Annotated in this window: 8 protein-coding genes and 2 pseudogenes; 7 read left to right on the top strand and 3 right to left on the bottom strand. The window is 68.9% G+C overall.

Annotation, left to right across the window (positions count from 1 at the left end):
- Positions 1-80: 80 nt before the first annotated feature.
- The 3 genes and pseudogenes from WME95_RS25965 to WME95_RS25975 all read right to left on the bottom strand — a co-directional run.
- A pseudogene (locus WME95_RS25965) lies at positions 81-374 on the bottom strand (short-chain dehydrogenase); the annotation flags it as partial.
- A gap of 111 nt (positions 375-485) precedes the next feature.
- Complete coding sequence (locus WME95_RS25970; protein WP_437540735.1) at positions 486-908, bottom strand: hypothetical protein; 423 nt, start codon at positions 906-908, stop codon at positions 486-488.
- Positions 909-971: 63 nt separating this feature from the next.
- A pseudogene (locus tag WME95_RS25975) lies at positions 972-1,442 on the bottom strand (pyridoxal-phosphate dependent enzyme); the annotation flags it as partial.
- Positions 1,443-1,959: 517 nt separating this feature from the next.
- On the opposite strand from WME95_RS25975, the gene WME95_RS25980 reads away from it, so the two are divergent.
- The 7 genes from WME95_RS25980 to WME95_RS26010 all read left to right on the top strand — a co-directional run bounded on the left by WME95_RS25980 (position 1,960) and on the right by WME95_RS26010 (position 14,593).
- Positions 1,960-2,868 carry a family 2A encapsulin nanocompartment shell protein gene (locus WME95_RS25980; RefSeq protein WP_437902090.1) on the top strand — a complete coding sequence of 303 codons (909 nt, stop codon included), beginning with the start codon at positions 1,960-1,962 and terminating at the stop codon, positions 2,866-2,868.
- Positions 2,855-4,816, top strand: a complete 1,962-nt coding sequence (locus WME95_RS25985; protein WP_437902091.1) for a family 2A encapsulin nanocompartment cargo protein cysteine desulfurase — start codon at positions 2,855-2,857, stop codon at positions 4,814-4,816. The genes WME95_RS25980 and WME95_RS25985 overlap by 14 nt, the downstream gene beginning before the upstream one ends.
- A gap of 188 nt (positions 4,817-5,004) precedes the next feature.
- Positions 5,005-5,319, top strand: coding sequence for a rhodanese-like domain-containing protein (locus WME95_RS25990; RefSeq protein WP_012237276.1), 315 nt, complete (start codon positions 5,005-5,007; stop codon positions 5,317-5,319).
- A 64-nt stretch (positions 5,320-5,383) separates the two neighbouring features.
- Positions 5,384-7,264, top strand: a complete 1,881-nt coding sequence (locus WME95_RS25995; RefSeq protein WP_437902092.1) for a DUF885 domain-containing protein — start codon at positions 5,384-5,386, stop codon at positions 7,262-7,264.
- Positions 7,265-7,373: 109 nt separating this feature from the next.
- The gene (locus tag WME95_RS26000; RefSeq protein ID WP_437902093.1) at positions 7,374-7,607 is read left to right on the top strand and encodes a hypothetical protein; all 234 of its coding nucleotides are present in this window, start codon (positions 7,374-7,376) and stop codon (positions 7,605-7,607) included.
- 515 nt (positions 7,608-8,122) lie between these two features.
- Positions 8,123-8,608 (top strand): response regulator, encoded by a 486-nt coding sequence (locus WME95_RS26005; protein WP_437902094.1) that lies wholly within the window; start codon positions 8,123-8,125, stop codon positions 8,606-8,608.
- Between the two features lie 621 nt (positions 8,609-9,229).
- Positions 9,230-14,593, top strand: coding sequence for a trifunctional serine/threonine-protein kinase/ATP-binding protein/sensor histidine kinase (locus WME95_RS26010; RefSeq protein WP_437902095.1), 5,364 nt, complete (start codon positions 9,230-9,232; stop codon positions 14,591-14,593).
- The last annotated feature ends 18 nt before the right edge of the window (positions 14,594-14,611 follow it).

Below are 14,611 nucleotides of genomic sequence, written 5' to 3' on the forward strand. Positions count from 1 at the left end.
GCCACGATTCTACCCCCGGGCTCCGCGGGATGGATCGGGGATCTCGCCCGGCGCGCTCGGGCCCGCCGCCCAGGGCAGGGTCAGAACTTCTCCACCGACGGGCGCACGTCGATCTCGTGGGTCCAGGCGCTCGGCGCCTGGGCGTGGAGCTGGAAGTAGGTCTCTGCCAGCGCCTCCGGCGATAGCAGGGTGTCGGCCTTCCTCCCGGGCACCATCGCGCGCACCCGCGGGGTGTCGATCAGCCCGTCGATGACGACGTGCGCCACGTGGATGCCGCGCGGGCCGAGCTCGCGCGCGAGCGACTGCGCGACGGCGCGCAGGCCGAACTTGCCGACGGCGAGGGACGCGAAGCGGGCTCCGCCGCGGAGCGAGGCCCCTCGCGCCGGCGAACCGCGGCAGCGTATAGCCTGTCCTGGCCCGCACGAACGACACATGCCGGCCGAGCTCGTCCCCGGCTCGGTCCGGAGGTCAGCCCCCCGGAGGAGCTACGGGCTCCCCGGCGCATCCCTCCACTGCCGCACGAAGAACGGCCATGCGTCGTGGAGGTACAGGCCGAAGGGGATCCACCAGACGAGATCGTTCGTCAAGCAGAGGACGGCGGACCGAGGCGGCCACTGCCCGGTGGCGAGCAGCGCCGCGAGGCCGATCGGCCCGAGCACCTTGCCGAGCAGGCCGACGCCTGCAAGGAGGAACCCGCGCTCGGGCGCGCGCGCGACCTCCGCGTAGAGGATGGCGTACACCCCGACGACCATCCCCAGACAGGCGAAGATCTGCGGGTGATTGAGGGGTTCCATGCCCGCGAAGCGAAAGAGCCATTGCGGGTCGGCGGCGGCGTAGAGCCCCCAGCAGGCGTTGTAGAGGGCAGCCAGCGCGAAGACGGCGCGGTGCAGGCGGCGGCGGGGGATCATCGCGGGGCGACCTCGGCGGAAGGCCGGCGCTCATACACCGCGCCGGCGCCGGGCACGAGCCGGATCTCGCCCGCGACGAGCGCTCCGTGACGGCGCGCTCGGACCCGTCACCTGCTCGATCTGATCGACGATCGACAGATCGAGCACGTCGGGCACGAAGCCCGCGCCGATCCCCTGGATCTTGTGCGGCCCCGGCCTGAGCGGCTCCCCGGCGCGCGTCTGCGTGAGCACCGGGCTGTGCGCGGGCTCGACCGCGACGGAGGTGATCGCCTTGCCCTTCTGGTGCTTGATGAAGCGCGAAACGCCGGTGATCGTGCCGCCGGTCCCGACGCCGGACACGAGCCCCCGCTTCTCGGCGTCCCACACGAGCGCCGCGCCGAGGCGGCACTTCACGGAATACGCCGGATTGCGACCCTCGATCTTCGCGAGCACGAGCGCGCCCGCGCCCTCGACGACGCGACGGAGGCGCACGAGCGGCGTGCGGCCGATGGATTCTGCGTTGTCTTCGAACCAGCCGCGTGTGACGTTCGACATGGGCCCTCTGGGGTGCGACGGCATGCCTCCGCGTCCTCGATGTCCGAGGATGTCGAGCGGGCAGCGAACGCCGCGCTTGATTACCAGCGGATGTTCATCTAACATAACGGACGAAATCCGCCAAGCGCTTTGTGCGCTGCCGGAGACGGTGGCCGCTCAGGGGTCGGTTGCTCGGGGCCGGCGCTCCATCGCCTGACTCCTATCTTTCATGTCGGACGCTATCGCAACAACGCCGCAACGACACCGCAACAACACCGCAACACCCGTGAGCCTCGACCTCGGCTGACGTCCGCCGGTGTCGCCATCCGCCGCGGCGCGTGCTGCTGCGCTCCACCATTACGGAAAAAGCTCCGCTTTACAGGAGTCCAGCATGCTGGAAAGCACATCTGCTTTACAGGAGGAAAGCGCCCAGGGCGTCACGAGCGCCATTGCGGCAACGTAGGAAGAAGCTGTAGTAATGGCTCAGCTTTGGCGTAGCTCTCCCCCCACTCGTCAAAGCTCGAGGAAAAGCCCTGCCATGACAAACCACGAAAGCCATTTGCTTGGCGAGCGCGCCGCAAGGCAACACGCCAACACGAGCAAGACGCCGCCCCAGTGGGCCGGTTCCACCCCGCGTTGGCTCGTGCAGCTGCTCCCCTGGACGCCCGTCGAAGCAGGCGTGTACCGCCTCAACCGGGTCTGCAGCAACGATTTCGCGGTCGATTGCAGCCCGGATGACGCGGCCGAGCTGCCCGTGGCGCGCATCCACTATGAAGAGCAGCCGCGCGAATACGTGCTCAACACGGTGACGACGACGATCCAGGTGCACACCCGGATCTCCGACCTGTTCCGCAGCCCGATGGATCAGGTGAAAGAGCAGCTCACCGTCCTCGTCGAGAAGCTCAAGGAGAAGCAAGAGGACGAGCTGATCAACAACGGCAACTACGGCCTGCTGAACAGCGTGCACGAGAGCATGCGGATCAAGCCGCGCGGCGCCGGCCCCACGCCGGACGATCTCGATGAGCTGATCACGAAGGTGTGGAAGGAGCCCGCCTTTTTCCTGGCGCACCCGCGGGCCATCGCGGCGTTCGGTCGCGAATGCACGAAGCGCGGTGTTCCGCCGCCGACGGTGACCCTGTTCGGCTCGCCGTTCCTCACCTGGCGCGGCCTCCCGCTCATCCCCACCGACAAGCTGCACCTCGCGGGCAACAAGACCGATATCCTCCTGGTCCGCACCGGCGAGAAGAAGCGCGGTGTCGTGGGCCTGTTCCAGCCGGGGATCCAGGGCGAGGTGAGCCCGAGCCTGTCGATTCGCTTCATGGGCATCAACCAGCTCGGGGCTGCCTCGTACCTCGCGTCCCTCTATTGCTCGGCGGCGGTTCTGACCGAAGATGCGCTCGGCGTGCTCGAGGGCGTCCAGGTGGACAGCTACTATGAGTACAAGTGAGATCCAGACAGCGGATCTCCAGGGTGCTCTGCCGCAGGTGACCCGCGCCGTAGGGAGCTCTGGGATCGCGCCCTTGAACGTGCCGCTCTCGGCGCCGGGCGGCGCGCCGGCGCCCGCCGTCGCCAGCTTCGACCCCGCCTCCCTGGCCGCGGTGATCGCGCAGCTCGCGAACGAGATGCTCGGCGCGCCGGTCAATCAGGGGGCGGCTGCGCAGCCGGCGCCGCTGCCTGGCGCCGCGCCGTCGCAGTCGCCCGTCCCGCACCTGGCGGCGGCTAGCGCGGCGCCGGCACCTGTACCGGGACCGTCCGCGGCGGCGGCCCCCGTGTACCCCGGGTCGGCCCCCGCCTACTCCGGCTCTGTCCCCGCCTACTCCGGCTCTGTTCCCCCCTATTCCGGCGCGGCGCTGCCGGCTCCCGGCTCGGTCCTCGCTTCTTCCGGCGCGACGCCCGCCTTCCCCGGCGAGGTGTCGCTGCCGGACTCGACGGTGCGCGCCGGGTTCGTCCGCGTCCCGCTCGTGGGCTCCGATCCGCTGAGCCTGGGAGCGGCCGACGAGGTGCTCCGCATCCCGGTGCTGGGCGATCTCGCGGGCCGCGACGCCGACCCGTACTTCGTGCCCGGCGCGCCCGCGCTGGGCATCGAGTCGCCGGTCGGCCCTCCCCAGGTCGAAGCGCACGAGATCCGCGCCGTGGATCCGGCGCTGGTCCGCGGCGTCAGCGGCTCGGCCGGCATCCTGGACCCGCACGCGATCCGCCGCGACTTCCCCATCCTCGAGGAGCGGGTCCACAACAAGCGGCTCGTCTGGCTCGACAACGCGGCGACGACCCAGAAGCCCCGGGCCGTCATCGATCGGCTCTCGTACTTCTACGAGCACGAGAACTCGAACATCCACCGCGCGGCGCACGCGCTCGCGGCCCGCGCGACGGACGCGTACGAGGCGGCGCGCGAGGCGACGCGCCGCTTCATCAACGCCCCGTCCACGCGCGAGATCGTGTTCGTGCGCGGCACCACCGAGGGGATCAACCTGATCGCCCAGAGCTGGGGCCGGAGGAACGTGGGCCCGGGCGACGAGATCGTCATCACGTGGCTCGAGCACCACGCCAACATCGTGCCGTGGCAGCAGCTCTGCTCCGAGAAGGGCGCCAGGCTCCGTGTCGCTCCGGTGGACGACCGGGGCCAGGTGATCCTCGAGGAGTACGAGAAGCTGCTCGGCCCGCGGACGCGCATCGTCTCGATCACACAGGTCTCGAACGCGCTCGGCACCATCACGCCCGCCCGCGAGATGGTGGCGATGGCGCACCGGCACGGCGCGCGCGTGGTCGTGGACGGCGCGCAAGCGGTGTCCCACATGCGCGCGGACGTGCAGCTCCTCGACTGCGACTTCTACGTGTTCTCGGGCCACAAGGTGTTCGGTCCCACGGGCATCGGCGCCGTCTTCGGCAAGAGCGAGGTGCTCGACGCGATGCCGCCCTGGCAGGGCGGCGGCAACATGATCGCGGACGTCACCTTCGAGCGGACGATCTACCATCCGCCGCCCGCGCGCTTCGAGGCCGGCACCGGCAACATCGCGGACGCGGTCGGCCTCGGGGCCGCGCTCGACTACGTGACGCGGATCGGGATCGAGAACATCGGCCGCTACGAGCACGAGCTGCTCCACTACGCCACCCACGCCCTCGCGACCGTCCCCGGGCTGCGGCTCATCGGCACCGCGGCCGACAAGGCGGGCGTGCTCTCCTTCGTCCTCGATGGGCAGCGCACCGAGGACGTGGGCGGAGCGCTCGACCGGGAGGGCATCGCGGTGCGCTCGGGCCACCACTGCGCGCAGCCCATCCTGCGCCGCTTCGGCCTGGAGAGCACCGTGCGCGCGTCGCTCGCCCCCTACAACACCTGCGAGGACATCGACGCGCTGGTTGACGCGCTGCATAGGATCCAGATCGGGAGGTCGCGCTGACTGGCCGCCCGGCGGCTATCCGCTGATGCGGACGTCGCCGGGCTCCCTGCCAGCCGCCCTCACCGTCCAACCCCCTGGTTGGATCCTCGAAACAGGCTGAACACATGGGATTTCGCAGGTTTTCGTCTCGACGGCGAACTTGTGTCCCCCGGGTTGCCACTGTCGGACGCGTCCGTTATAATGGACGGATGATCCAGACGATATCGCCCAGGGACGCGGACGAGCTCATCAAGAGCGGCGAGGTGGACGTTGTGGATGTGCGTGAGCCACGCGAGTGGTCGGTCGGACACGTGCCGCACGCGCGGCTGGTGCCCCTCGATCAACTGAGAGCGGATCCGCAGCGGGCCCTGCCGCGCGATCGGGTGGTGTTCGTGTGCGCGAAGGGCGCCCGCAGCCTGACGGCGGCGAAGCTCGCCGAGCGGCTCGGGTTGAACCAGCTCTACAACCTGGATGGCGGCACGAGCGGTTGGGTGAAGGCGGGGCTTCCGCTCGAGCACAGCTGAGCTGGGCTCGCGCCGGCCGCATTTGCCCCGCGTTGCGGCTGGCGCGCAGCGGCGCCGTCGCAAGATGTGCGGCATGACCCTGCGCGCACTTCGCACCTTCGTCCTCGTCCCCCTGTTCGCCGCTGCGTGCGCCCGAGGCGCCCCGCCTCTTGCCGCCGCGCCGGCTCCCCTGCCCTCGCCGGCGCCCTCGGAGGCCGCGAGCACCGCGCCCGCCGCGCGCTCGGCACCTGCAGCGGCCCGGCGACTCCCCGCCTGGGTCGAGCGCAGCAACGAGCACGCAAAGGTCCTCCTCGACGTGCTCGTCCGGTTCTCGCCGGAGCGCGCCGGAGCTCTGGGGATCGAGCGCGCGGATCGGGAGATCGCGGATCTCTCGCCCGGGGTCGAGGCGCAGAGACGCGCGGCCTTCCGCGCGGCCATCGTGGAGCTCCAGAAACGGCGAGAGACCGAGAAGGACCCGGCGGTCGCCGAAGATCTGCAGATCTTGCTGGACGCCGCGGACCGGGCCGTTCGCAGCTCGGAGCTCGCGGAGAAATACAGCGTCACCTACGTGCACGTCACAGGGCTCGTGTTCGACGGCATCTCGAACCTCCTGGACGACCGGGTATCCCCGGCGCGGCGGGCTGCGGCCCGCACGCGCCTCCGGCGTTATGCCGGCATGGAGGCGGGTTACGTGCCCATCGCCGAGCAGGCCATGGCCAGGCTCCTCCAGGACCTCGAGAAGCCCGGATTGCTCGCCCCGCCCAGGATGGAGATCGAGCGGCACCTCGCCACGAATGCCCGCGTGCGGCAGGGCATCGGTGAGCTGTTCAGGAAATACGGCATCAGCGGCCATGACGAGCCGCTCGCGGCGCTGAATCGCCAGCTCGAGGCGTACGACGCGGCGCTGCGCAGCGACGTGCTCCCCCGGGCGCGGACCGACTTCGCGTTGCCGCGGCCGCTCTATGCGTTCGCGCTCGAGTCGTACGGCGTCGATCTGCCGCCCGCCGAGCTCGCGCCCCTGGCCCACGCCGCCTTCGAGGATCTGACGGCGCAGATGCAGGAGCTCTCGAGCTCGGTCGCCAGGACGCGCAAGCTGCCAGGCGCGGATTACCGCGACGTGCTCCGCGCCCTGAAGAAAGAGCAGCTGGTGGGCGAGGCCATCTTGCCGCATTACAAGGCGCGGCTGGCCCAGATAGAGGACATCATCAGGAAAGAGCGCCTCGTCACGCTGCCCGAGCGGCCCGCGCGCATCCGTCTCGGCACCGCCGCCGAGAGCGCCGAGACGCCGGCGCCGCACATGCGGCCGCCGCGGCTGCTCGGCAACCAGGGGGAAGTGGGGGAGTTCGTGTTGCCGCTCAGCCTCCCGGGCGCTCCCGGCGCCGCGGAGGATCTGCAGAAGGTCGACGACTTCACCCATGCAGCGGCGTCGTGGACGCTCACCGCCCACGAGGCGCGCCCCGGACACGAGCTCCAGTTCGCCTCGCTCGTCGAGCGCGGCGTCTCGATCGCCCGGGCGGTCTTCGCGATGAACAGCGCCAACGTCGAGGGGTGGGGGCTGTACTCCGAGGCCCTCGTGTTCCCGTTCATGCCGCCCGAAGGTCAGCTCGTCTCGCTGCAATACCGCCTGCTGCGGGCCGCGCGCGCCTTCCTGGACCCGGAGCTCCAGACCGGCAAGATCACGCCTGAGGCCGCGCGCGCCTTCCTGGAGCAGGAAGTGGTGCTGTCGGCGCCGTTCGCTCGGTCCGAGGTGGAGCGCTACACGTTCCGCTCGCCGGGACAGGCGACATCGTATTTCTACGGGTTCATCCGGCTGATGGAGCTCCGGGCAGAGGTCGAGTCCATGATGGGCCCTCGCCTCGATGCGCAGCGATTTCACGATTTCGTGCTCGCCCAGGGGATCCTGCCGCCGGAGCTGCTGCGCAAGGCCGTGTTCGAGCGATTCGTCGGGGATCAGCCGGCGCGCTGAGCGAGGAGGAGCGAGCGAGAGCGGCCTCGATCCAGCGCGGGGTCCCCTTGCGGCGCGCCTCGCCGGCTCCACCTGTCGTGTCGGGCACGGGAGCGCCGGAGGGTGACGCATGGGAACGAACGAGAAGAAGGCGGCAGAGCGACAGCCGGAATCGCCTGAAGGCGCCGCGGCCGGCCCCGAGGCGACGAGGGCGAAGACGCGCAAGGAGCGGAGCCCGCAGACTCCGCTCGATCGCGGCGGGGCGCCCTCGGAGCGCGAGGCGTGGGAGCCCGAGGACGAGGCGTCGGACGAGTCGTTCCCGGCGAGCGACCCGCCGGCCTGGACGCCGATCCACTCGGGCTGAACGCAGTGCGCCAGGCGGGGAGCTGCGACGTGCGAGCCGCTCACCTGGCTCGCTCCGCCCTCCCCACGCGGCGTCCCGTCGCGCCTCACGGGTCGCTTACACCGGCAGCAAAACTCTCCCCCCTCGACCTGGGACCGCAACAGCGATCCAAGCGGCACTGCATGATGCTGCTCGTCGACCCGCCCCGGTTCGCCCGGAGTCGGCGTCGGGGCGCACGACGACGTCGGTCAAAATCTGTTTACCTGCAAGATGCGAGAATGCTATTCACATGGTGTGGGCGGGAAGAACGATCCAGCGGCAAATTTGCGGCCAAGCGCGAATGATGCAGCGTGGGAGCAGGCATACGATCTGGCGTCCGCGCTCCGCCTCGATCGCGCCGGATGCGAGGTCCTGCGCGGCCATTTCGCGCAGGCCGCCGCCGGGTGGAGCAGGCGCTCGATCGTCGCTCTCGACCGGAGCGCCGGGGTGAGCGCGAACCGGCGGCAGGTTGGACCCGCGCTGCAAGGGTGCCTACGATGGCGTTCAAGGATCTGAAAGACGCATGGCGCAAGAGAAGAGCGCCACCGAAGGACGAAGCGCCGCGCCCCGTGGTCCTGGTGATCGACGATGACGCGGCGACGAGAGAGTCCGTTCATTACATCCTGCAGGACAGGTACGACGTCCTGTTGTGCGGATCGGCGACGGAGGGATTGGCCGCCGTTCGCGACGATGTCTGCGCGGTCATCCTCGACGTGAAGATGGAGCCGCTGGACGGCTTCTGGGCGTGTGATGCGCTCCGCCGGAAGCAGCCCGACATCCCCATCATCTTCTATTCGGCCTACCAGGACATCAAGGATCCCAGCAGGGTCGTCCGGGAGCACCAGCCATTCGCTTACGTCGTCAAGGATGGTGACATCAACAGGATTGTGACCACGGTCGACACAGCCGTGCGAGTCCACACGACAATGACGGAGAACAAGAGGTCCATCGACCTCTTGCAGGGCACCAAGCGCGATGGTTGACGGCAGCCGGCGTTCGCGACGCGCGCCCGCGCGATGCGCTCGATGTCGATGGATGATCGGCCGCGCGGCGCGGCGCGGCCGGTCCTCGTGACGCAGCCGGCTCTTCATCGATGACATTCAGACGAGAAATCGACGACGTAACGCGATAGCCCGCCGCGCTTCCCGCCCACACCGTCCACGAAGCTCCTACAGTCCCCTGGATCGGAAGCCGAGACCGTGATGTGACCACCATCACCGGTCCGCACGCGACTCGATGGGGCCCTCGTCGAGTCGCCCTGGATCGCCGGGAGTCGGCGCTGGATCGCCGGACGTCTCTGGTGGAATTCCGTTTCCTCGCATGGTGCGAGAATGCTATACGTGCAATGTGGATAGGGGGGAAGTAGCGAGGCAACAACTCTGCAGTCGACCCGCGTCGATGCGCGCGACGACCGTCGGAGAGCGAGCGAATCGACTCCGAGCGACATCCCGCGCGCCCGCGGCTGCGCCAGGGCGCGTCGGGGCTCCACCCTCTGCTCTCTCCACCCACGCCGACCAGAGCTCAATCGACGTTCTTCAGCCTCGACCACCCGCGAATCGACTCGCCAGCGAGAGTGATTGCACCGATTCCGTGTAGGAGACACGATGATCAGCCTTCCCCATTACACCATCACGGACGAGATCCACAGCGGCGTCGAGACCATCGTCTATCGTGGGTACCGGAACGTGGATCGGGCGCCGGTCGCGATCAAGCTCTTCAAGAGCGAATACCCTAGCTCCCGTCAGATCGCGAAGCTACGGCACGAGGTCGCGATCACCAGGAGCCTCGACCTCTCTGGTGTGGTGAAGGTGTACGGCCTGGAGCGGATCGGCACGAACCTGGCGCTCGTCATGGAGAACCTCGAGGAACGGCCGCTGGACGACGTCCTCCGGACGCAGGAGCTCGGCTTGAAGACCTCCCTCCAGATCGCCGAATCCATCGCAGACACCCTGGAGGCGATCCACCGGCGTCACATCATCCACAAGGACATCAAGCCGCACAACATCCTCGTCCACATGGATACGTGTCAGGTCAAGCTGATCGACTTCGGCATCGCCACGCGCCTCTCCCAGGAGATCCAGCAGGCGAAGAGCCCCGACTCCCTGGAAGGGCCCCTGACCTACATGTCGCCGGAGCAGACCGGACGGATGAATCGAACCCTCGATCACCGCACGGACCTGTATTCCCTCGGCGTCACCCTCTACGAGATACTGACGGGCACGCTGCCTTTCCAGGCGACGGATCCCCTGGAGCTCCTGCACTGCCACATCGCCAAGAGGCCCACGCCGCCGCGCGAACGGTCGCCCGCGGTCCCCGAGGCGGTGTCGAACATCGTGATGAAGCTCCTGTCCAAGGCGGCCGAGGACCGGTACCAGAGCGCGCACGGGCTCAAGGCCGACCTGCGCGAGTGCCTGGCGCAGCTGGAGGCGACGGGCCAGATCGCCCCCTTCCCGCTCGGCCGGTACGACCGCGACCACAGGCTGCTCATCCCGCAGAAGCTCTACGGCCGCGAGGCGGAGATATCGGCGCTCCTCTCGGCATGGGACCGCGCGAGCCGAGGCGCGGCCGAGCTCGTGCTGATCTCCGGCCACGCCGGCGTCGGCAAATCGGCGGTCGTGAGCGAGCTGTACAAGGTCATGGCCGGACGGCGAGCCCACTTCATCTCGGGCAAGTTCGACCAGCTCAACCGGAGCGTTCCGTACGCCTCGCTGGCGCAGGCCTTCCAGGATCTCATCCGGCACCTGCTCACCGAGCGCGCCGAGACGCTCGCGCTCTTCCGGCGCAAGCTCGCGGCCGCCCTGCGCCAGAGCGGGCAGGTCCTCGTCGACCTGATGCCGGAGCTGGAGCTCGTCGTCGGCCCCCAGCCGCCCGTGCCCGAGCTCGGGTCGACCGAGTCCCAGAACCGTTTCAACCTGGTCTTTCAGCGCTTCCTCCGCGTCTTCACCACGGCCGACCACCCGCTGGTCCTCTTCCTCGACGATCTCCAGTGGGCCGATCTCGCCTCGCTCAGGCTCCTCACGCAGCTCCTGTCGGATCCGGAGCGCGGCCACCTGCTCGTGATCGGCGCCTACCGCGACGACGAGATCGACGCGGGGCACCCGCTCTCGACGGCCCGGGCAGAGCTCCGGAAGGCAGGGACGGACATGGCCGAGGTCACCCTCGATCCGCTGCGCCTGCCGGACATCAACCAGCTCCTCGTCGACGCGCTCGGCTGTGATCCGCGGCGCTCCGCCCCGCTGGCGACGCTCGTCCTCGAAAAGACCCAGGGGAACCCGTTCTTCATCAATCAATTCCTGACCTCGCTGCACAAGGACCAGCTGCTCGCCTTCGACGTCCCATCGGGCTCGTTCTCCTGGGATCTCGATCGCATCCGGAGCGCGGCGATCACGGACAACGTGGCCGAGTTCATGGCGAGGAAGCTCCGGCGGCTCGCGCCGAGCACGCAGCGGATCCTCACGCTCGCCGCCTGCATCGGCCACCGGTTCGATCTGAAGACGCTCTCGATGATCGACGAGCGGCCGCCCGGGAGCACGGCCGCGGATCTCTGGGAGGCGCTCGCTGAGAACCTCGTCTTGCCCCTGGACGCCGAGTACCGGTTCCTCCACGCCGCGCCCGACCAGCCTGGAGATGGCGAGCCGGCCCCCTGGGACATCAACGTCTCGTACAGGTTCCTGCACGATCGCGTGCAGCAGGCGGCCTACTCGCTGATCGACGGCGAGCGCAAGGAGGACCTGCACCTCAGGATCGGGCGCCTGATGCTCGCGCAACGGGAGCTCGGCGACACGGAAGAGAACCTGTTCGACACGGTCAATCACCTCAACCTCGGCGCCGCGCGGATCTCCTCGCAGGGCGAGCGGACGAGCCTCGCGCGCTTGAACCTCACCGCCGGCAGGAGGGCGAAGGCGTCCGCGGCCTACGACGTGGCCGCCACCTACCTCGGGGCCGGGACGTCGCTCCTCGACGAGCGCGGGTGGGAGCAGGACTACGATCTCGCGTTCGCGCTCCACACCGAGCGAGCCAGCTGCGCGTTCCTGAGCGGCCATGTCGCGCAGGCCGAATCGCTGTTCAACGTCGTCCTGGACCGCGCCAGGACCCGCCTCGATCGCGTGCACGTCCACGCCCTGCGCATCCCGCTCTTCAACGTCGCCGGGAAGTTCGCCGAATCCGTGAGCAGCGCGCGGGCAGCCCTCGCGCTGCTCGGGATCGAGCTGCCCGAGGACGAGGAGCGGATCAAGGCGGCCTTCGCCGCGGAGCTCGCGGAGGTGCCATCGAACCTGGCGGGCCGCCGGATCACGGACCTGCTCGACGCCCCGGCGCTCACCGACCCGGAGCAGAGCGCGGCGCTCACGATCCTGACGAACGCGAGCGCGGCCCTCCTCCTCGGGTATCCCTCCCTCCACGCGCTCGCGAGCGTCAAGCAGGCCAACATCTCCCTGAAGCACGGCCACGCGGAGGGCTCCCCCTTCGGCTACCTGGTCTACGCGATCATCCTGATCGGCCTGGGTCGGTACTCGGAAGCCTACGAGTTCGGCAAGCTCGCGATGGATCTCAACGAGAAGATGGGCTGTGTCGACACGGCGTCCAAGGTGAAGTCCAGCTTCGCGGTGTTCATCGCCCACTACCGGGAGCCGCTCCGGCTGTCGTTCTCGTATCTCTCACAGGCGTACCAGGACGGCCTGGAGGTGGGGGACATCCAGTTCGCCAGCTACTCCGTCATGCACGGGATCGTCAACGGGATAGGCGTCGGCAACAACCTCGCCGCGATCGCCGAGGAGATAGAGAGGGGCTCCCCTTTCCTCCAGCGCACCAAGAACGTCGTGGCCATCCTGATCGTGACCTCGGCGAAGCAGATGGTCGCGAGCTTGCGAGGGCGCACGCATGGCCGCCACACCCTGAGCGATGGCGCCTTCGACGAGGCGGCGTTCGACGCCGAGATGGCGGCCCCGGGCCTCGAGCACATGGCGGCATACTACAACGTCCACAAGGCGCAGCTCGCGTTCCTCTACGAGGACCACGAGCGCGCGCTGTCCTTCGTCGCCCTCGCGGAGCGGCTGCGCCCGTACCTGGGCCACATGTGGATCTCGACCGAGATCCCGTTCTACGGGAGCCTGATCATGCTGGCGCTGTACCCGGCGGCGGCGCCCGCCGAGCGAGAGCGCTACGAGAGAGAGTTCGACCGGTACGCGGCCGAGATCGCGGTGTGGGCGGACAGCTGCCCGGAGAACTTCCACCACAGGCGTCTCCTGCTATCCGCCGAGCGCGCGCGCATCGCCGGCGACGACGCGGCGGCGATGGACCTCTACGAGCGGGCGATCATGGCGGCGCACGAGAACGAGTTCCCGCACCACGAGGCGCTGGCGAACGAGCTCGCCGCGAGGTTCCACCTCGCGAGGGGCAGGGCGAAGATCGCGCGCGTCTACATGATTGACGCCCTCTACGGCTACACGCGCTGGGGCGCCGCGGCCAAGGCCATGCAGCTCAAGGAGAAGTACGCGGAGCTCTTGCCGCGGGACGCGGGGGCGGCGAGGGCTGCCGGGCCGACGGAGATAGCGACGATCGTCGGGGCCGGCGAGATGCTGGATCTCGCGACCGTCGTGCGGGCTTCCCAGGCGATCTCGGGAGAGATCGAGCTCGGCAAGCTCCTCGAGAGGCTGATGCGGACCGCGATGGAGAACGCGGGGGCCAGCAAGGGATACCTGCTGCTCGCGAACAACGACGAGCTGTACGTCGAGGCGGCGGCGGACGCCGAGGAGCCGCCCAGCAGCGTCCTCCAGTCGGTGCCGCTCGAGGAGGTGGAGGGCCTCTCGCGGGCGGTCGTGCGATACGTCCAGAAGACGAAGGAGCGCGTCGTCCTCGCCAACGCAGCGCGCGAGAGCACATTCCTGTCCGACCCGTACATGGCGCGGAAGAAGCCGAAATCGATCCTGTGTGCGCCGATCGTCCAGCAAGGCAAGCTGGTCGGGGTCCTCTATCTGGAGAACACCTTGCTCGAGGACGCGTTCACGCCGGCGCGCATCAAGGTCCTGCAGGTCCTGTCCGCGCAGGCCGCCATCTCGATCGAGAACAGCCGCCTGTACGGCAGGCTCGAAGAGAAGGTCAAAGAGCGCACGGCGGAGCTCCAGGAGGCCCAGGCGAAGCTGATCCGCCTGGAGCGCGAGGCGACGGAGAAGCGGATGGCGGGCGCCTTCGCGCACGAGATCCGGAACGCGCTCGCGGGGGCGAGCCTGGTGCTCGCGAGGGTCCTCGGGCAGGATGAGACGGCCTCGCGCCCCAGCCTCACCTTCGACTCGGCTGTGGAGCTCGGCAAGCTGCACGAGGAGCTCGCCGAGCATCTGCCGGGCGAGGCGCTGGGTCCGCTCACGGCGCGGCTCCAGCGCGTCTTCGAGAACCAGGAGGCGCTCGACGCCGCCCTGAACCTCGTGCTCAAGGCGACCACCCGGGTGCTCACCATCACCAAGGCGATCCTTGATTTCTCCAGGATCACGGGCGGCGAGCGCTCATGGGAACGGATCAGCCTGAACGAGCTGATCGACAGCGCGCTCGTCGATTTCAGGGAGACGACCGGAGGATCCAGCATCTCGGTCCAGGCCGACATCGCGGGGACCATCAGCATCGTGGCAGATCCGACGCAGTGTTACTCCGTCCTGCAGAACCTCCTGAACAACGCGCGCGACGCCATCCTCGAGAGGAGCGGGCGAGGTGGCGCGGGCCTGATCGAGATCTCGGCGAGGGAGGAGGCCGGTGCGTGCGTCCTCCAGGTGACGGATGACGGCGTGGGCATCCGGGAGGCGGATCTACCGAACATCTTCGAGTCGTTCTATTCCACGAAACCCGCGACCGGGACCGGCCTGGGTCTCGCCGTCGTCAAGCGGATCATCGACGCCAGTCGCGGGACCATCGAGGTGCAGAGCGAATGGGGCAAGGGCACCCGGTTCACGGTGACCCTGCCGACGGCGGGCGTGTCGTAGGTGATGGGCATCGTGAGC

The sequence above is a fragment of the Sorangium sp. So ce327 genome, from assembly GCF_051530205.1.
GTDB classification, from domain to species: domain Bacteria; phylum Myxococcota_A; class Polyangia; order Polyangiales; family Polyangiaceae; genus Sorangium; species Sorangium cellulosum_B.